This window comes from Rhodovulum sp. P5 (genome assembly GCF_002079305.1).
Classification (GTDB): domain Bacteria; phylum Pseudomonadota; class Alphaproteobacteria; order Rhodobacterales; family Rhodobacteraceae; genus Rhodovulum.
Genome location: NZ_CP015039.1, coordinates 2,399,527 through 2,416,915, shown reverse-complemented (window position 1 = coordinate 2,416,915; position 17,389 = coordinate 2,399,527). Strand labels below are relative to the sequence as shown.

The window sequence follows — 17,389 nt, the reverse complement described above, 5'->3', positions numbered from 1 at the left end:
GTCTACAGCCCCAATTGCGTTGCCCGGCGCTGCACATTGTGCATCGTGCGCACCAGTTCCGCGCTGATCCCCGGTTCGGACAGGGCATGGCCCGCCAGCGGCACCATCTTCAACTCCGCCCGATCCCAATGTTCGGCCAGCGCCCAGGCAGAAGCCGGGGGGCAAACCATGTCATACCGACCCTGCACGATGGTGGCCGGAATGTGGGAGATCGTCGGAACATCCTCCAGAATCTGCCGATCCCGGTCGAGGAAGCCGCGATTGAGGAAATAGTGATTCTCAAGCCGGGCGAAGGCGCGGGCATAATCCGCCGGGGCCTCGCCCGCCGGGCCCTCATGCTGGATCGAGGCCAGCGCGTTTTCCCAGGACGCCCAGGCGCGGGCGTAGCGGGTTTCCAGCATCATATCGCCGGAAAAGAGCCGCTTGTGATAGGCGGCGATCATGTCGCCCTGCTCATCCTCGGGGATCAGCTTGGCAAACCGGGCCCAGAGATCGGGCCAGAACTGGCCGGCGCCGCCGCCGTAGAACCAGTCAAGCTCTGCCTGCGTCATAAGGAAGACGCCGCGCAGCACCATATAGGCGACATGGTCGGGATGGGTCTGGGCATAGACCAGCGCCAGCGTGGCGCCCCAGCTTCCGCCGAAGAGGACCCAGCGGTCGATACCAAGCTCTTCCCGGATCGTCTCGATATCCGCGACGAGATGCCAGGTGGTGTTGGCCTCGACGCTGGCATGGGGGCGCGACCGTCCGCAACCGCGCTGATCGAACAGAATCACCCGATACTCGCTTGGGTCGAAATAGCGCCGCATCGCGGGGCTGCAGCCGCCACCGGGGCCGCCATGCAGCACCACAACCGGGATCCCGTCGGGATTTCCACACTGTTCGACATACAGGCGATGCCCGTCGCCCACGTCGACCATGCGCTGGTCGAACGGGTCGGCCGGCGGGTAAAGATGTTGCGATGCGCGCTTTTGGCCTGCGGATCTGTCCATGGACCGCCTATATAGACGCGGGAGTGAAGAAGCCCAAGGGGCGATCACAGAAGACAGGAACGGAGCCCGTGATGCAAGCAGCAGAGACCACCGTCGACCCTTCGGAAGTCGCAAAATTCGAGGCAATGGCCGCGGAATGGTGGGACCCCAACGGCAAGTTCAAACCGCTGCACATGCTCAACCCCTGCCGGCTGGACTATATCACCCGCCAGATCGCGGCAGAGTTCGACCGGGATTTGTCCGCTGACACTCCCTTTGCGGACCTGCGCCTGCTGGATATCGGTTGCGGCGGCGGGCTGCTGTCGGAACCGATGGCGCGGCTTGGCGCGACGGTCGTCGGCGCCGATGCGGCCGAGCGCAACATTCCCGTGGCCCGCATCCATGCCGAACAATCGGGGCTGGATATCGACTATCGCCACACCACGGCCGAGGCGTTGGCCGAGGCGGGCGAACAGTTCGATGTCGTCCTGAACATGGAAGTGGTGGAACATGTGGCCGACCCGCTGGCCTATCTGACCGCCTGCCGGGTCTTGCTGAAACCGGGCGGGCTGCACCTGTGTTCCACGATCAACCGCAACCCGAAAAGCTTCGTGATGGCGATCTTCGGCGCGGAATACGTGATGCGGTGGCTGCCCAAGGGCACCCATGAATACGCCAAGTTCATCACACCCGATGAGCTGTGCAACCTGATCGAGCAGGCAGGGATGAACCCGGTGGATCGCACCGGTTTCGTGTTCAACCCGATTTCGTGGTCGTGGTCGCTGTCGAGCCGCGATCTGAGCGTGAATTACGTCACCGCCGCGATCAAGCCGTCCTGACCCGTCGGTTCACACCACCCCAGCCCCGGACTTGATCCGGGGCCTCCCCTCTCCCTACTGCGCGGCACGGAACAGGCCCCGGGGTCGAACCCGGGGCGCGTTCCAGATCATCTCTATGGCATCAGGGCCGCTCCAGCCTCTGGCGCAGCATCCGCAAGACCGGCAGGGCAGAGCGCAACTTTTCTTCCCCGATATCGGCCACCGCCGCGCTCAAAACCGGTGCCATCGCCTGAATCGCGGCCTCGCGGGCCGCGCGCCCCGCGGGGCTGATCGACACCATCTTGCGCCGCGCGTCGTCCCAGTCGGGGCGGATATGCACATGACCCGCCCAGTCCAGACGGCTCAGCGTATTGGTCATGGCGCCCTTGGTGACGTGCAGCGCGGCGGCCAGTTGTGCGGGGCTGCGTTCCTCGTTCAGATGGGCAAGGTGGTTGAGCACCGAGAAATGGCTCAACTCCATCCCCTTGGGCAGCGCCTTGGAGATCCGGCTGCGCGCCAATTGATCGGCCATCAGGATTTCCGAGAAAAGCGACACGGCCAGACTGTCGCTGGCTTCGCTCATGCCGGCGGCTCGAACGGCCGGTCATGGGTGATCGACGGCACACGGGCCCGGGCCCTGGCGACCTCCTCCCTGTCGAGATCGACATAAACGATGCCCGGCGCCTCGCCACCATCGGCCAGCACTTCCCCCCAGGGAGAGACCGCAAGGCTGTGCCCGTGGGTGCGCCGCGGCCGCCCCTCCGTCGCGGGATGCAACCCGCATTGGGCCGGCGCCAGAACGTAACACCCCGTCTCGATGGCGCGGGCGCGCAGAAGCGGCTCCCAATGGGCGGCGCCGGTGACGGGGGAAAACGCGGCAGGCACGGTCAGGATCTCGGCACCTGCATGGGCAAGCGCCCGATACAGATAGGCAAAGCGCAGGTCGTAGCAGATCGACATCCCGATCTTGCCGAACGGCGTCTCAGCCGTCACCGCGCGCGCCCCGGGCCGATAGCCTTCCGACTCGCGGTAGCTTTCGGTTTCACTGATCTGCACATCGAACATATGGATCTTGTCGTACCATGCCGCGACCGACCCGTCCGGGGCAATCAGGAAGGACCGGTTGGCAAAACGCCCATCGGGGTCATCCGTCGTCAGGCCAAGCGACCCGATCAGCAGCCAAACCCCAAGATCCGCGGCCTCTTGCCGCAACGCAGAAAGGGTTGGGTCATCTGCCTCATCCTGCAGCACTTTTCGCTGATGTGCCCGACTTGACGACAGGCAGTTGGTCACCTCCGGCGTCAGAACGAACCCGGCGCCGGCCCCCGCCGCCTCTCGAATCATCGCCCGCGTGACCGGCAGGTTTTCCCCCGGCAGATCGCCGGACGTCATCTGGATCAGGGCCGCGTGCATGCCCGCTCAGCCAGCAAGAAGTGGATCGAGCTTTCCCTCACGCTCCAGCGCATAAAGCTCATCGCAGCCCCCGACATGGGTTTCCCCGATGAAAATCTGCGGAACCGTGTGGCGCCCATGGGCGCGGGCCATCATCTGCTGGCGCAGCTGCGGCTGCAGGCCGACATCGATTTCCGAATAGCTGACGCCCTTGTCATCCAGCAGTCGTTTGGCCGCCCGGCAGTATCCGCAATAGGCGGAGGTATATATCTCGATCTGTTGCATCTGGTCTTTCCGGTGTTTGGCAGAACTATAGGCCGCTAGTCGGCTTTCGCAACGCGGGCCAGAACAAGAATGCGGACATCCGCGGCCCCCGCCGCAAAGCAAGCCTCCGCTGCCGCGGTCAAGGTTGCGCCCGACGTCATCACATCATCGACCAGCAACACCTGACGGTCCCTCAAGCGGTCTTGATGGCGGGGCGTGACGGCAAGGGCACCGTCGATATTGGCATACCGGGCCTCGACCCCCATCCCGTCCTGAACCGCCGTCCGCCGGATGCGCCGCAACAGGTCGGGCACATGTTCAAGGCCGGCACGCCCGGCAATCCGCGCCGACAAGAGGGCCGACTGGTTATAGCGCCGCGACAGAAGCCGCCAGCGATGGAGCGGCACGGGTGCCGCCAGCATCCCGGGTTGCAGGATCAGCCCGGCGGCCCGCAGCATCCAGTCCGCCGCTGGCCGGGCAAGGTCCGTCCGGTCGCCATGCTTGAACGCCAGAACCAGCGCCCGCGCCCTGTCGCGGTAGAGAAAGGCCGCCCGCCCCCGGGTCCAGGGCCGCGGCCGCGTCAGGCACTCATCGCAATAGTCCGGCCCGCCGCTGTCCTCTCCGGGCAGGGGCACCCCGCAACTGTCGCACACCAGGCCCGAGAGAAACCCCATTTCGCCCCAGCATCGGGGGCACAGGGCAAAGTCCCGCTCGACCAGATCGCCACAGGACACGCAGCGCGGCGGGTAGACGAGACGAAGCGCGCTTTGAATCATGTGCACCGGTTTCCTACATTCCCCTCGCGACAGCCCGGAGGCCCGATGACCGCACCACCCGACCTGACCGACCGAACCGCCCTTTTGCAGCACCGGACCCGCGCCCGGCGCGCCCCGGCGCTGTTCCTGCATGAATTGGCGGCCGACGAGATTCAGGAAAGGCTGGCCGAGGTTAACAGAACCTTTACGGCGCCCGCGGTCGTGTCCGGTTTCCCCGAGGTCTGGGAAGATCGGTTTCCCGGGGCCAGATTCGTACCCGATGCCGACCACCTGTCGCTTGAACCCGCCGCACACGACCTTGTGATCCATGCGCTGACGCTGCACTGGTCGAACGATCCCGTCGGACAACTGGTCCAGTGCCGCCGCGCCCTGAAACCGGATGGGTTGTTCGTGGGCGTCCTGTTCGGCGGCCGCAGCCTGCACGAGTTGCGCGCGATCCTGGCCGAGGTGGAAACCGCACTGACCGGCGGTCTGTCCCCGCGCGTGGTGCCGATGGCCGAAATCCGCGATCTCGGCGCGCTGCTGCAGCGGGCCGGTTTCGCGCTGCCAGTGGCCGATGCCGCGACGCAAACCGTTACCTACGAAACACTTTTTCACCTGATGGCAGACCTCAGGGCGATGGGCGAAACCAATGCGCTGACCGCGCGCCACCGCCGCGTCCCGCCGCGCGCGCTCTTCCCCGAGGCTGCGCGCCGCTATGCCGACGCCCATGCCGGGCCGGATGGACGCATTCCCGCGACGGTCGAAATGATCTACCTAACCGGGTGGGCGCCTTCCGAAATCCAACCGAAAGCGCTTAGACCCGGGTCCGCGCAAACGCGTCTGGCCGCGGCGCTGGGAACGAAAGAGCAAGGCTTTTCCGGCAGATCGGGTGAGCAGTCCGATTGACCACCGTCAGAATATGTTTATTTCCCGAGGAATTCTAAATTGAAGAGTGATCTAGAGCCCGGAGCCGAGACGATGTTTGACTCCAAACAGAACGAGGCAGCACCCCTCGAAAACGCCGCGTTGGCGGAACGTCCGTCGCACGCGCCGCCGGGCCATCCCCGGATTCCGCCGGCAAAGGTGGGGGTCCTGCTTGCCAATCTCGGGACACCGGACAACTACGATTATCGCTCGATGCGGCGGTACCTGAACGAATTTCTGTCGGACGAGCGCGTGATCGACTATCCCTCCTGGGTCTGGCAGCCGATCCTGCAACTCGTGGTGTTGACCAAGCGCCCGTTCTCGTCCGGCGAGGCGTACAAATCGATCTGGAACCATGAGGCGGGGGAAAGCCCGCTGATGACGATCACGAAGTCGCAGACAGAAAAGCTCCGGACCGACTTGCAGGAAAGCTTTGGTGACGATGTCGTCGTCGATTTCTGCATGCGCTACGGCAACCCCTCGACCCGCTCTAAGGTGCGCGAACTGGCCGAGAAAGGCTGCCGGAAGATCCTGTTCTTTCCGCTTTATCCGCAATATTCCGGCACGACGTCGGCCACGGCCTGCGATCACTTTTTCCGCGCGCTGATGCACGAGAAGTGGCAGCCGCCGGTACGCACCATCACCTCCTATTTCGACGATCCGCTCTATGTCGAGGCGCTGGCCGCCTCGGTCGAGCGCGCCTATGCGCAGATGGACTACGAACCCGACATCCTCGTCTGCTCCTATCACGGGGTGCCGCAACGCTATGTGAACGAGGGCGACCCCTATCACTGCCACTGCCTGAAAACGACGCGCCTGCTGAAGGAGAAGCTGGGCTGGGCGCATGACAAGATCACGACAACCTTCCAGTCGCGCTTCGGCCCGGAGGAGTGGATTCAGCCCTATACGGTGGAAGAGGTCGCGCGGCTGGCCGAGAAGGGCAAGAAGAAGATCGCGGTGATCGCGCCGGCCTTCTCGGCCGATTGCATCGAGACGCTGGAAGAAATCAACGAAGAGATTCGCGAAAGCTTCGAGGAAGCCGGCGGCGAGAAGTTCACCTACATTCCCTGCCTGAACGATGACGATGCCCATATTCGCGCGCTGGGCGAGGTCATCCGGTCGAATCTCAGGGGCTGGCTGGACTAGGCAACTGGCGCCACGCCCCGACAGGCAGACATGAAAAAGGCGGTGGGACAACCCACCGCCTTTTTTGATGATCGGCGGATCGCTTAGTTCGACGCAGCAGCGGCGATCAGGATGACGGCGATCAGCGGAACCAGGATACCAGCGGCGGAGGACGAGGTGTCTTCCACAATCACTTCCGGCTCGATGACCGGCTCGGTGTAACCACCGGCGAACGCCGAAGTCGCAGCAACCGAAAGAGCGGCGGCAAGAGCGAGTTTCTTCATGGGTCTCTCCTATTTCTGCACGGGACGATTCTTCCACCCGTCACATGCATTATGAACATGTAACCTCTGTCTAATCCACGATTTCCCGACTTTTCAACGGAACACGCGGATTGGGCGCGACGCCGGCGCCGATGTCGTCAAATAAGCAACACCTGCGTGCCGATTTCCGCCAGTTCGAAGAGTTCGGCGATATGCTCGTTGTAAAGCCCGATACAGCCGTTGGAGGACCGTCGCCCGATCTTGCGCGTGTCGTGGGTGCCATGGATACGATAGTATGTCCACCCCAGATACAGCGCATGCGTCCCCAGCGGATTGTCCGGCCCCGGCGCCACATAGTCGGGCCATTCGGGGTTGCGCTTCTTCATCGCTGGCGTCGGCCGCCATTCCGGGCCGACGACCTTGCGCACGACCTCGGTCCGGCCACGCCGCGTCAGGTCATCCGAAACCGGCACGGATGTCGGATAGACCTTGTAGATCGTCTGATCCTCCGACCAGAAATGCAGGGCGGTCGAACTGATATCGACCAGAATGGCCCCCTTCCGCGTCGTCGAGAAATAGTCCTGCCAGTCATGCGCCCGGAACATCGCCGTGTTCCGGCGCACTCCCTGGCCCGCCGATGCCTCGTCTTGCGCCCAGGCAACCGCAGGGGCCGCCCCCCCAAGGGCAAGTGCGGATGCGCCCATGAAATGGCGGCGTGTCATCCGGAACGGACTGTCGATAGCCATGCGGTCCTCCTTCTGGCGGGACGTGCCTCTTTTTAAACGGATATAGGCGGAGCGGGCAGCACCTGCAAATCAAAGACCGGTCAAAGTCGGCACCGCAGCCGGGAAGCGTTTGAACCGCCCCGGCATACCCGCTAGACACAAGGGAAGGGAATGACGAAAGGGATGCTTTGTATGAGGGGTCTGGTCCTCGCTCTGGTTGCCGCGCTCATGACCTTGTCGGCCTGCGGCTCCGGCGAACCGGTGACACGCTATGGGCCCGACGGCAAACCCCTGCCGCGCGTCTATCGTATCTCGCGCGGCGATGCGGCCAAGATCCAGTACCGGATGCTAGATTCGGTCAATGTGCTGCGCAACGCGCGCGGGCTGGCGCCCCTGGAGCTTGATGCGCGCCTGAACGCCGCGGCAGAGACCCATTCGCGCGACATGTCGGTGCAGAACCGCCCCTGGGCCTTCGGCTCCGGCGGGCAGTCGCCGTATATCCTTGCCACCCAGGTCGGATATCAGGGCAGCCTTCAGGGCCTGCTTGTGTCCGAAAGCTATGAAACCGAACTGGAAACGCTGGCCGGCTGGATGGAGGAGGCCGACAAGAGTGCCATCATCCTCGACCCCGCGGCCACCGAAATGGGCTTTGCCTACTTCCAGGAACCCAACGGCAAGATATGGTGGACGATCATCACCGGCCGCAGTCAACCGGCCCTTGCCGGACTCTGACGCTCAGGGAAAGATGTCTATGACGGTGCCAAGCCGCACCATCGCGTAGATATCTTCCATCTCCTTGTCCTTCACCGAGATACAGCCCGCCGTCCAATCCGGGCCCTTGCCGCGATTCTCGCGCGACCGGCCGTGGATGAAGATGTCGCCGCCGGGGTCCTTCCCAAGGGCCCGCGCCTCGGCGATATCGGCTGCGTTGGGATAAGAGATCCCCAGCGACAGGTGATAGTCGCTGTTTGGATTGCGCCGGTCGATGACATAGCGCCCCTCCGGCGTGCGTCCGTCGCCCTCATGTGTCTTGTCGCCAACGGGCGCAGAGCCAAGGTCGATATCATAGCTCTTCAACGCCCGGTCATGGTGGACAAGGTACATCTTCCGCTTGTCCTTGAAGACAAGGATGCGGGTGACCTCCGGCCCGTCATAGCGCTTGAATTTCGATGAACACCCGACAAGCGCAAAGAATGCACCCGTCCCCAGAAACGCCCGCCGCCCGATCATGCCTGTGTCGCCCGTTTTGTGCTTGTCTTGTTGCGTGCGACCATACGCGATCTTGCGGTCTGCTTCACCTGCTAAAGCGTCATCGGCCAACAGGGCCGGTTCGGCTGAACCGCGCGGCCAGTTCCACATGGCCGGACCAGCGAAACTGATCGACCACCTGTACCCAGTCTATGCGAAACCCCGCAGCGCACAGCATCCGCGCATCCCGTGCAAAGGTCACCGGATTGCACGACACCGCGGCAACCACGGGGACCTGAGATGCCGCGATCTGCTCCACCTGCGCCTCCGCCCCCGCACGCGGCGGATCAAGGACGACCGCGTCAAGTTTCCTCAGTTCATCCGGCAGGAGGGGACGGCGGAAGAGATCGCGCGTCTCTGTCGTCACGCGTTTCAGGCCGGTCGCCCGCCGCCAACCGGCATCCAGCGCTGCCAGCATCGCGCGAGATCCCTCGACCGCATGCACCTGTGCCCGTTCGGCCAAGGGCAGCGCGAAAGTCCCGCAGCCCGCGAACAGGTCGGCAATATTTGCGGCGGATCCCACCGCCTCGACCACCGCGGCCGTCAGCGCCGCCTGCCCGTCTTCGGTCGCCTGCAAAAACGCCCCCGGCGGCGGCGCAACAAAGGCCCGGCCCATCCGCTGCCGCGGCGGGCGGCGTTCGGCGATCAACTCCCCGTTCCATGTCAGGCGCGCCACGTCATGGCGCTCGGCCACCCCGGCCAGCTCAGCAAACAGCCCGCCCTCCAACGGTTTGGCCTCCGCCACCGCGATGTCGAGCCCGTCTTCCGACCGGGTCAGCGTCAGGGCCAAGGCCCCCTTTCGCGATGCGCCAAGCGACGTCAGATCCTCGCACGCGGGAAGCCCCGCCAGAAGATCGGGATGCAACAGGCGGCAGTCCGGAACCTCCACGATCACGTCAGAGGCACGCGCATGAAACCCGATAAGCACACCTTTCTTCGTGCGCCGCCCCGCCAGCACCGCCCGCCGTCTTGTCTCTGGCGGGGAGGTCACGATGGGCCGCACCGGCGCCTCCAGCCCCTGCCCGTCCAGCGCGCGCCTGACCACCTGCATCTTCCAGTCGGCCACGAAGGCGTCGCTCGCATGCTGCAAGGCGCAGCCGCCGCACCCGGAATAATGCGGGCAAGGGGCGCGCACCCGTTCCGGAACCGGCGTCACGATCCGCGGGCTGGGGATCCGGCCGTCCGCCGCCGCCCCCTCGATCTCCTCGCCGGGCAGGGTCAGGGGCACGGTGATCCCGTCCGCCGTCAGACCCTCGCCCCGCAGGGAAAGCCGTTCGATCAGGTGGCTCACTCCGCCGCCTCCGTCCCGATGAAGCCACCCGACTGCCGCGCCCAGAACCGGGCATAAAGCCCGTCCCGGCGCAGCAGTGCCGCGTGGCTGCCTTCCTCGACGATCCGACCGTGGTCGAGTACCACGATCCGGTCCATATGCGCGATGGTCGACAGCCGGTGCGCGATGGCCAGCACGGTCTTGCCCTCCATCACCTCCTCCAGCGCGCACTGGATCTGCGCCTCGACCTCGGAATCGAGCGCCGATGTCGCCTCGTCCAGCACCAGCACCGGCGCATCCTTCAGGATCGCCCGCGCCAGTGCGATCCGCTGGCGCTGCCCGCCCGACAACTTCACCCCGCGTTCGCCCAGATAGGCGTCATACCCCCGCCGCCCCTTGTAATCGACAAGCTCTTCGATGAACTCGTGCGCCTGCGCACGGGCGGCAGCGGCGAAAATCTCTGCATCGGTGGCATCGGGGCGCCCGTAGCGAATGTTCTCCCGCGCGGAGCGGTTGAACATCGCGGTTTCCTGCCGGACCACGGCAATCTGGTGGCGCAGCGCGGTTTGCGTCAGGTCACGGATATCGACCCCGTCCAGCGTGATCCGCCCACCCTCCACATCGTAAAGCCGCAGCAACAGCGCCGTCGCCGTCGATTTCCCCGCCCCCGACGCGCCCACCAGCGCCACCTTTTCCCCCGGCGTGATCGACAGATCGAAGGCATCGAGTGCTGTGACCGATCCGCCATAGGCAAAGGTCACATTCTCGAACCGGACGGCCCCTTGGCCTGCCACCTGCGGTGCCGCGTCCGGCCGGTCGGTGATCTCATGTGGCACGGCAAGCGTTCCGATCCCGTCCTCGATCTCGCCGATATTGGCAAAGATCGACACCGCCGCCATGCCCAGCCTGTTGGTGATCTGCGCCAGCCGCGTGGCCACCATCGCGGTCATCGCGATATCGCCCGGCGTCGCCTGCCCCGCTGTCCAGAGCGCGAGCGAGCCGAGGATCGAAAACAGCGGTAACAGCCCGCCAAGGGATGTCAGCACCAGCCGGAAACTGGCCGACATCACCCCGAAATCGAAGGCCTTGACGCGGAACCGATCCAGCGCATCAAGCGTGGCGCGGTCTTCGTGCTCGTCATGGGCAAACAGCTTGACGGTCGCGATGTTCGACAGCGTGTCGACGATCTGGCCCGTCACCTGCGTCCGCGCCCCAGCGCGGGCCTTCGACCGCGCCTGAACGCGCGGAATGAACCAGCGCAGCGCAAAGCCATAAAGCGCCGCCCACAGCACGAAGATCAGCAACAGCCGCCCATCGACACCCGCTATCAGGACCAGCGTGCCAAGGAAGATCGCGATGCCATAGGTCACCACGTCCAGAACCTCGATCACCACATCGGTCAAGGCGCGGGCGGTCTGCATCGCCTTCTGGCTGATCCGGCCCGCAAAATCGTTCTCGAAATACCGCATCGAATGGCCGAGCGTATGGCGGTTCAACCGCGACAGGATCAGCGGGAACAGATGCGGGCCCAATACGATCGACCCCGCCCCGGCATCGGCCGCGAAGATCACCGGCCGGATCACCAGGAAGAAAACCGCGCCGCCAACGACCAGCGGCCAGAACGGCGCCCAGAAGGCCCCCGGGCCGGTGGCCGCCGCCGCGTCGATCACCCATCCGGTAAAACGCGCGGCCACAAGTTCGGCAAAACCTGCGGTCACCACGATGGCAAGGGTGATCAGCAGCGCTTTCCCCGACCCGGCCAGCGCCCAGCGCGCGAAGGAGACCAGCCGCGGCGGCGGCGGGCCATCGGCCGGCTGAAACGGGTCGATCAGGCGCCCGAGGGCATCAAGGGCGCTCACTCCGCCGCCTCCGTCCCGATGAAGCCGCCCGATTGCCGCGCCCAGAACCGGGCATAAAGCCCGCCATGCGCCAGCAACTGCCCATGGCTGCCGTCTTCGACGACGCGGCCGTCATCCAGCACCACGATCCGGTCCATATGCGCGATGGTCGACAGCCGGTGCGCGATGGCGATCACCGTCTTGCCCTCCATCACCCCGTAGAGCGTTTCCTGAATCGCCGCCTCGACTTCGGAATCCAGCGCCGAGGTCGCCTCGTCCAGCACAAGGATCGGGGCGTCTTTCAGGATCACGCGGGCCAGTGCGATCCGCTGCCGCTGCCCACCCGAGAGTTTCACGCCGCGTTCGCCGACGCGCGCATCGTACCCGCGCCGACCGTCGCTGTCTGCAAGATCGAGGATGAAGTCATGCGCCTCCGCCCGCTTTGCTGCGGCGATCATCTCGTCCTCACTCGCCTCGGGTCGGCCATAAAGGATGTTGTCGCGGACGGAGCGGTGCATCAGCGTCGCCTCCTGACTGACCATGCCGATATGGCGGCGCAGGGATTCCTGCGTGACATGGGCCACGTCCTGCCCGTCGATCAGGATACGCCCGCCCTCGGCGTCGTAGAACCGCAACAGCAGCTTCACCAATGTCGACTTCCCCGCACCGGACCGCCCGACCAGCCCGACCTTCTCACCGGGCTCCAGGGTCAGGTCGATCCCCTCCAGCCCGCCGCTGCCGCGCCCGTAGTGATGGGTCAGCGCCTTGATCTCGATCCGGCCCTCGCGAAAGTCCATCGCGCGGGCATCGGGCGCATCGACCAGCGTGATCGGCTGCGCGATCGTCTCCATCCCCTCGGCCACGACGCCGAGCGAGCGGAAGAAGCTGGACAGCGACCACATGATCCAGCCGGTCATCGCGTTCAGGCGCAGCGTCAGCGCGGTGGCCGCCGCCACGACGCCCACGCTTGCCATCCCCTGCATCCAAAGCCCGATTGCCCAACCGACCACACCCACGATCAGGAAGCCGTTCAGTGCGGTCAGGGCAAAATCCATCTTGGTGAAAATCCGCATCTCGGCGGCAAAGGTCCGGCGCGTGTCTTCGATGGCCTCCTTCGCATAGGCCAATTCCCGGTCGTGATGGGCGAAAAGCTTGACCGCATGAATGTTGGTATAGGCATCCACCACCCGACCCGTCACGGCGCTGCGCGCATCCGACGCCGCCTTGGACGCCGGTCCCACCCGCTTGATCGTCCAGCGCACCAGAATGGCGTAGAGCAGCAGCCAGACCAGCAGCGGAATCGCCAGCCGGGGATCGGCCTGCCCAAGGAAGATCGCGGCGCCGACGACATAGGCCAGCGCATAGCTGATCGCGTCGAAGACCTGAAACACCGCCTCGCCCGCGGCGGGCGGGGTCTGCATGATGCGATTGGCAATGCGCCCGGCAAAGTCGTTCTCGAACCAGCCGACGGACTGGCGCAGCACATGGGCATGGGCGCGCCACCGGATCATCGTGCCGAAATTCGGCATGATCCCGTTGTTCAGGACCGCCGCATCCAGCGCCTGAATTGCCGGCCGCACGATCAGGATGAACAGCCCCAGCGCGATCATCGTCGTCCCATGCGCCTGCCAGACCTGTTGCGGCGTTCCATCGGACAACAGATCGACGATGTTCCCCAGCACGTTGATCAGCCAGACCTCGACCGCTGCCGACAGGATGGCCAGCACGATCGCGATGACGAACACCTTCCAGAAGGGTTTGGCATAGCCCCACAGGAACGGCGCCAACCGCCGGGGCGGCGTATCGCTGTCCGCATACGGCCTGTACGGATCGACAAGGGATTCGAAGAATCGGAACACGTTGAAAAGCGGCCTTCCTGATGCCTGTGCCCACAACTATAGGGCAGCCACGTGTCAGAGAAATACCAAGCCCGCCGATGCCGCAAGGGCAAGGGCCATGCCGCCCATGAACAGCCGCCATGCGCGTTCGCTCGACAACAGGACGCTCAGCAACGACCCGGCGAAGGCCCAGAACAGGCAAACGAAGAGGTTCAGCCCCGAAAACGCGGTGGCCAGCCGCGTGGCCTCCCCCCAGGGGCCAAGACCCGCGCCGTAGCCTGCCGCGGCCGCCAATGCCACCGCCCAGACCTTGGGGTTCACCCATTGGAACAGCACGGCCTGGGCGAAGGTAAAGGGCCGGTCGCCGGTCTGCCCCTTGGCCTGACGCGCCGCGCCCAGCAGTTTCCAAGCCATCCACAGGATCCAGCCCGCCGCAAGAACACGCAACGCCACAGTGAGCGCCGGCTGCGCTAGGACCAGCGCGCCGATGCCCAAGCCCGTCAGGCCAGAGGTCACGCCAACCCCGATGACAACCCCGGCGGCATGGGGCAAGGTCCGCCGGAACCCGAACCGCGCGCCCGACGCGGTCAGCAGGATCACGTTGGGCCCCGGGGAAAACAGCCCGGCAAAGACGAACAGGTAAAGCGGGTCGACCAGCATGGCCGTCACGCGCTGCCGGAGCAGTCGCGGCTAGTCAAGCAGATCCTCGCGCGTGAGCGTGAAGCCGGAGGCGATCCAGCGCGCCTCAAGCGCCTTCAGCCGGTCGCCCAGCGCCGGGCCCGACAGCCCAGGCATCAGGTCCCGCGCCGACAGCGGAAAGGCGGCAGCAGCCCCCGTTTCGATATCCGCCATGAACCCGGACGGCGGAGGGGCGCCCAAGGCAGCCGCCGTCAACAGAACGGCATCGCGGGCGTCCTCGACACCGAACCGGTACCCCAGGGCCGCGGGGGCGGCATCCATCGCCATCGCCTGGCGCAACCGGTCAAGCTTGCGCGCCTCCGCCTTGCTCAGCCGCAGACGGTCGGCGTGATCCTCGCCCCCCAGAATCGACAGCCGCCGGATCGGGTTGGGCGCGACACCATGCGCCCCTTCCAGATGCACCAGAACGGGCAAGAGCCGCGCCTCCGCCCCGTGCAAAGTGCGGGCCAGCACACCGCTTTGGGCCATCGCCGCGACGCTTTGCGACGGATCGGGCGCGGACAGGAGTTTCTTGATCTCCGCCCCCACCCTTTCCTTTGAAAGCGTCTCTATTCCCGCCGAATTCGCAGAACAGGCGGCCAAGCCCTCGGCATCGATCCCGGCATCGGGGTCGCCATACCACGCATGAAACCGGAAGAACCGAAGGATGCGCAGATAGTCCTCCCGAATACGGGCACCGGCATCGTCAATGAACCTTACCCGCCGCGCCCTGAGATCCGGCAGGCCGTTCAGCGGATCGACCACCCTGCCATCCGGCGTGGCGTAAAGCGCGTTCATCGTGAAATCGCGGCGGTGGGCGTCCTCCTCCGCCGTGTCGGCAAAGGCGACGACCGCGTGGCGGCCGAAGGTTTCGACATCTCGGCGAAAGGTTGTCACCTCATGGGGCAGATGCCCGGCCACGATCGTCACGGTGCCGTGGTCGAACCCGGTGGGAATGGCCTTCAGCCCCGCGCCCTCGGCCAATTCCATCACCCGTTCGGGGCGGGCATCGGTGGCGATGTCGATATCGGTGACCGGCGCCCCTAGCAGGGCATTGCGCACGCAGCCGCCGACGAACAGGGCCCGATGGCCCGCATCCGTCAAGACGGCGCAGACCGCCTGCGTATGGTCGGCAAAGAACCACTCGCCCGAAACCCGGATCACGGTGCCACCCGGCCCGCCAGCGACCGCAGGATTCGCGCCGTCGCCCCCCAGATGTAATAGGGCCCATAGGGCACGGTGTAATAGAACCGCCGCTGACCCCGCCAGATGCGGGACTGCACCACGAAATGCGCGGGCGTCATCAGATGCGCAAAGGGCACCTCGAACACCTCGTCGACCTCGCCCGCCTCGGGGCGGGGGTCGAACCGGGCGCGGATATGGGCCAGAACCGGCGTGATCGTGAACCCGGTCACCGTTTCATGGGATGGCAGCGTACCCAGAACCTCGACCAGATCGCGGGGCAGGCCGATCTCTTCCTCCGCTTCGCGCAGGGCGGCATCGATGGGGCCTGTGTCGCTGTCATCCACCTTGCCGCCGGGAAAGGCGATCTGACCGGGATGGTGTTGCAGGCGGGAGGACCGCTTGGTCAGCACCACCTGCGCCCCGGCCGGGGACGGCAGCACCGGCACCAGAACGGCCGCGGGGCGCAGAACGCGCCCCTCCGGCAGGATGAAATCGGGGTTCAGATCGTGGTCGGAGGTCTCACCCCCCGGCTGGCTGAGGGCGGATCGGAGTGCCTCGATCGCCTCAGCCGTCGTCATCTGGGTCTTTCTCCGCCTCGAAGCCCAGCGTCGTGGGGTCAAGCTCGTAATGCGCGCCGCAGAACTGACAATCGGCGGTCACGATGCCCTCGTCCGTGGTCATGTGGCCGATGTCCTTGGCCGAGTAGATCGACAGGCTTTGCCGCACCCGGTCCTCGGAACAGGTGCAGCCGAATTGCACCGGCTGCGGGTCGAAAACCCGGGGCGTTTCCTCGTGAAACAGCCGCACCAGCAGATCGGTCGGCTGCACCCTTGGGCCGACAAGCTCGATATCCTCAACCGTATCCAGCAGCGTGTTGGCCCGGTGCCAGTTCTCCGCCTCGTCCCCGTCAAGGATGTCGTCGGCGATCAGCAATCCCTTGTCCCCGCTGCCGCCCCCTTGTGCCGCAAAGGGAGAGGCCTCGGGCATCATCTGCAGCATCACGCCGCCCGCGCGCCAGCGTTCCCCCTGGCCCGGCAGCATGGCCCGCCCGAAGCTGAGCGAGAACCGCGTCGGCAACTGTTCGGACTGCGCGAAATAGGTTTCCGCACAGGCAGACAGCGAACCGCCCGCAATCGGCGTGATCCCCTGATAGGGCACCATGTCCCGCCCCTGGTCGATCAGAACGGCGAAATAGCCCTTGCCGATCAGGTCGAACGGCTTTGCCTCGGGGTCAAGCCGGTCCTCGTCGAAACTGGCATAGGCGCGGATCCATGCGGGCGCGCCATCCTCGGCCGGGGCGAAATAGTCCGTCGCGATCAGTCGTGCGGGGCCATCGCCCCGGATCTGCAGCGACAGTTTCCAGCGCAGCTTGATCGTCTGCCCGATCAATGCGGTCAGCAGGGCGGCCTCGGCCACCAGCGCTTCGATCTGCGGGGGATAGTTGTGCTGCGACAACACCTGATCCAGCACTCCGTCCAGCCGGGCAACGCGCCCGCGGATATCGCTGCGGTCAAGCTGGAAGGGCAGGACGGTATCGTCCCAGGCGATCTGCGATCCGAGTGACATGGGGTTTCCTTGGGCCTCTCGCCTTGGCATACCCGCCTTATATAGAGGCCACAAGGCGGGCACAAAGGGACGGCGCATGATCAGACGGTTCGGTGAACGGATAGACGGACGGCAACGCTATCGCCTGCGGCCGGGGGCCTATGCGGTTCTGGCGCGGGGGGAGTCGCTCCTCATCACGCATCAGGAACATCCAACACCCGAATTCCAGTTGCCCGGTGGCGGGATCGATCCCGGCGAATCCCCCGTAGCGGCCCTGCACCGCGAAGTGTACGAGGAAACCGGCTGGACCATCGCGGCGCCGCGGCGGCTGGGGGCCTTTCGGCGTTTCACCTATATGCCCGAATACGATCTCTGGGCGGAAAAGCTGTGCACGATTTACCTGGCCCGGCCCGTCCGCGCCCTTGGCGACCCGATAGAGCCGGACCACATCGCGCTCTGGATGCCGGCGGAAGAGGCGCTCGACCGGCTTGGCAACGCGGGCGACCGGCATTTCGTGGCACGATTCCTCGGCCTCGCCAGATAGAAC

Annotated in this window: 20 protein-coding genes; 5 read left to right on the top strand and 15 right to left on the bottom strand. The window is 65.4% G+C overall.

The window, feature by feature from the left end; translation table 11 throughout:
* Window positions 1-2: 2 nt before the first annotated feature.
* Window positions 3-992, bottom strand: a complete 990-nt coding sequence (pip, locus tag RGUI_RS11705; RefSeq protein ID WP_081533230.1) for a prolyl aminopeptidase — start codon at window positions 990-992, stop codon at window positions 3-5.
* A gap of 71 nt (window positions 993-1,063) precedes the next feature.
* On the opposite strand from pip, the gene ubiG reads away from it, so the two are divergent.
* Window positions 1,064-1,810 carry a bifunctional 2-polyprenyl-6-hydroxyphenol methylase/3-demethylubiquinol 3-O-methyltransferase UbiG gene (ubiG, locus tag RGUI_RS11700; protein WP_081533229.1) on the top strand — a complete coding sequence of 249 codons (747 nt, stop codon included), beginning with the start codon at window positions 1,064-1,066 and terminating at the stop codon, window positions 1,808-1,810.
* 121 nt (window positions 1,811-1,931) lie between these two features.
* Here the strand turns inward: ubiG and RGUI_RS11695 are convergent, their stop codons facing one another.
* Genes RGUI_RS11695 through RGUI_RS11680 form a run of 4 tightly spaced genes read right to left on the bottom strand, consistent with a single transcriptional unit; the run spans window position 1,932 to window position 4,221 of the window.
* Window positions 1,932-2,372, bottom strand: a complete 441-nt coding sequence (locus RGUI_RS11695; RefSeq protein ID WP_081533228.1) for a MarR family winged helix-turn-helix transcriptional regulator — start codon at window positions 2,370-2,372, stop codon at window positions 1,932-1,934.
* A complete protein-coding gene (locus RGUI_RS11690; RefSeq protein WP_081533227.1) occupies window positions 2,369-3,202 on the bottom strand; it encodes a carbon-nitrogen hydrolase family protein in 834 nt (277 codons plus the stop codon). Before RGUI_RS11690 ends, RGUI_RS11695 begins: the two co-directional genes overlap by 4 nt.
* Before the next feature lie 6 nt (window positions 3,203-3,208).
* Window positions 3,209-3,466, bottom strand: coding sequence for a glutaredoxin 3 (gene grxC, locus RGUI_RS11685; RefSeq protein WP_081533226.1), 258 nt, complete (start codon window positions 3,464-3,466; stop codon window positions 3,209-3,211).
* Between the two features lie 35 nt (window positions 3,467-3,501).
* Entirely contained in the window at window positions 3,502-4,221 is a 720-nt protein-coding gene (locus tag RGUI_RS11680) for a ComF family protein (protein ID WP_081533225.1), read from the bottom strand.
* A 45-nt stretch (window positions 4,222-4,266) separates the two neighbouring features.
* Between RGUI_RS11680 and RGUI_RS11675 the strand changes: the two genes are divergently transcribed.
* Both RGUI_RS11675 and hemH read left to right on the top strand, forming a co-directional pair.
* Window positions 4,267-5,109: a methyltransferase domain-containing protein gene (locus RGUI_RS11675; RefSeq protein WP_081533224.1), complete on the top strand. Its 843-nt coding sequence runs from the start codon at window positions 4,267-4,269 to the stop codon at window positions 5,107-5,109.
* A gap of 72 nt (window positions 5,110-5,181) precedes the next feature.
* Complete coding sequence (gene hemH / locus RGUI_RS11670; protein WP_081533223.1) at window positions 5,182-6,273, top strand: ferrochelatase; 1,092 nt, start codon at window positions 5,182-5,184, stop codon at window positions 6,271-6,273.
* 83 nt (window positions 6,274-6,356) lie between these two features.
* Here hemH and RGUI_RS11665 read toward each other — a convergent pair whose 3' ends face one another.
* On the bottom strand, window positions 6,357-6,536 hold the full coding sequence (locus RGUI_RS11665) for a hypothetical protein (RefSeq protein ID WP_081533222.1): 180 nt from the start codon (window positions 6,534-6,536) through the stop codon (window positions 6,357-6,359).
* A 137-nt stretch (window positions 6,537-6,673) separates the two neighbouring features.
* Window positions 6,674-7,261 carry a L,D-transpeptidase gene (locus RGUI_RS11660; protein ID WP_081533221.1) on the bottom strand — a complete coding sequence of 196 codons (588 nt, stop codon included), beginning with the start codon at window positions 7,259-7,261 and terminating at the stop codon, window positions 6,674-6,676.
* A gap of 171 nt (window positions 7,262-7,432) precedes the next feature.
* Here RGUI_RS11660 and RGUI_RS11655 point away from each other — a divergent pair, with 171 nt between their 5' ends.
* Window positions 7,433-7,972 carry a CAP domain-containing protein gene (locus RGUI_RS11655; RefSeq protein ID WP_081533220.1) on the top strand — a complete coding sequence of 180 codons (540 nt, stop codon included), beginning with the start codon at window positions 7,433-7,435 and terminating at the stop codon, window positions 7,970-7,972.
* Window positions 7,973-7,975: 3 nt separating this feature from the next.
* Here RGUI_RS11655 and RGUI_RS11650 read toward each other — a convergent pair whose 3' ends face one another.
* The 8 genes from RGUI_RS11650 to RGUI_RS11615 form a co-directional block, all read right to left on the bottom strand.
* Window positions 7,976-8,470: a murein L,D-transpeptidase family protein gene (locus RGUI_RS11650; protein WP_081533219.1), complete on the bottom strand. Its 495-nt coding sequence runs from the start codon at window positions 8,468-8,470 to the stop codon at window positions 7,976-7,978.
* 79 nt (window positions 8,471-8,549) lie between these two features.
* A complete protein-coding gene (locus RGUI_RS11645) occupies window positions 8,550-9,779 on the bottom strand; it encodes a class I SAM-dependent RNA methyltransferase (RefSeq protein WP_081533218.1) in 1,230 nt (409 codons plus the stop codon).
* Window positions 9,776-11,617: an ABC transporter ATP-binding protein gene (locus RGUI_RS11640; RefSeq protein ID WP_081533217.1), complete on the bottom strand. Its 1,842-nt coding sequence runs from the start codon at window positions 11,615-11,617 to the stop codon at window positions 9,776-9,778. Before RGUI_RS11640 ends, RGUI_RS11645 begins: the two co-directional genes overlap by 4 nt.
* Window positions 11,614-13,455: an ABC transporter ATP-binding protein gene (locus tag RGUI_RS11635; protein ID WP_081533216.1), complete on the bottom strand. Its 1,842-nt coding sequence runs from the start codon at window positions 13,453-13,455 to the stop codon at window positions 11,614-11,616. Before RGUI_RS11635 ends, RGUI_RS11640 begins: the two co-directional genes overlap by 4 nt.
* A gap of 54 nt (window positions 13,456-13,509) precedes the next feature.
* Window positions 13,510-14,094, bottom strand: a complete 585-nt coding sequence (locus RGUI_RS11630) for a LysE family translocator (RefSeq protein WP_081533215.1) — start codon at window positions 14,092-14,094, stop codon at window positions 13,510-13,512.
* 30 nt (window positions 14,095-14,124) lie between these two features.
* A complete protein-coding gene (locus RGUI_RS11625; RefSeq protein ID WP_081536069.1) occupies window positions 14,125-15,273 on the bottom strand; it encodes a CCA tRNA nucleotidyltransferase in 1,149 nt (382 codons plus the stop codon).
* Window positions 15,273-15,875, bottom strand: coding sequence for a CoA pyrophosphatase (locus RGUI_RS11620; protein ID WP_081533214.1), 603 nt, complete (start codon window positions 15,873-15,875; stop codon window positions 15,273-15,275). Before RGUI_RS11620 ends, RGUI_RS11625 begins: the two co-directional genes overlap by 1 nt.
* On the bottom strand, window positions 15,862-16,863 hold the full coding sequence (locus tag RGUI_RS11615; RefSeq protein ID WP_081533213.1) for an Hsp33 family molecular chaperone HslO: 1,002 nt from the start codon (window positions 16,861-16,863) through the stop codon (window positions 15,862-15,864). The genes RGUI_RS11620 and RGUI_RS11615 overlap by 14 nt, the downstream gene beginning before the upstream one ends.
* Window positions 16,864-16,939: 76 nt before the next feature.
* On the opposite strand from RGUI_RS11615, the gene RGUI_RS11610 reads away from it, so the two are divergent.
* On the top strand, window positions 16,940-17,386 hold the full coding sequence (locus tag RGUI_RS11610; protein ID WP_081533212.1) for an NUDIX hydrolase: 447 nt from the start codon (window positions 16,940-16,942) through the stop codon (window positions 17,384-17,386).
* Window positions 17,387-17,389: the final 3 nt, after the last annotated feature.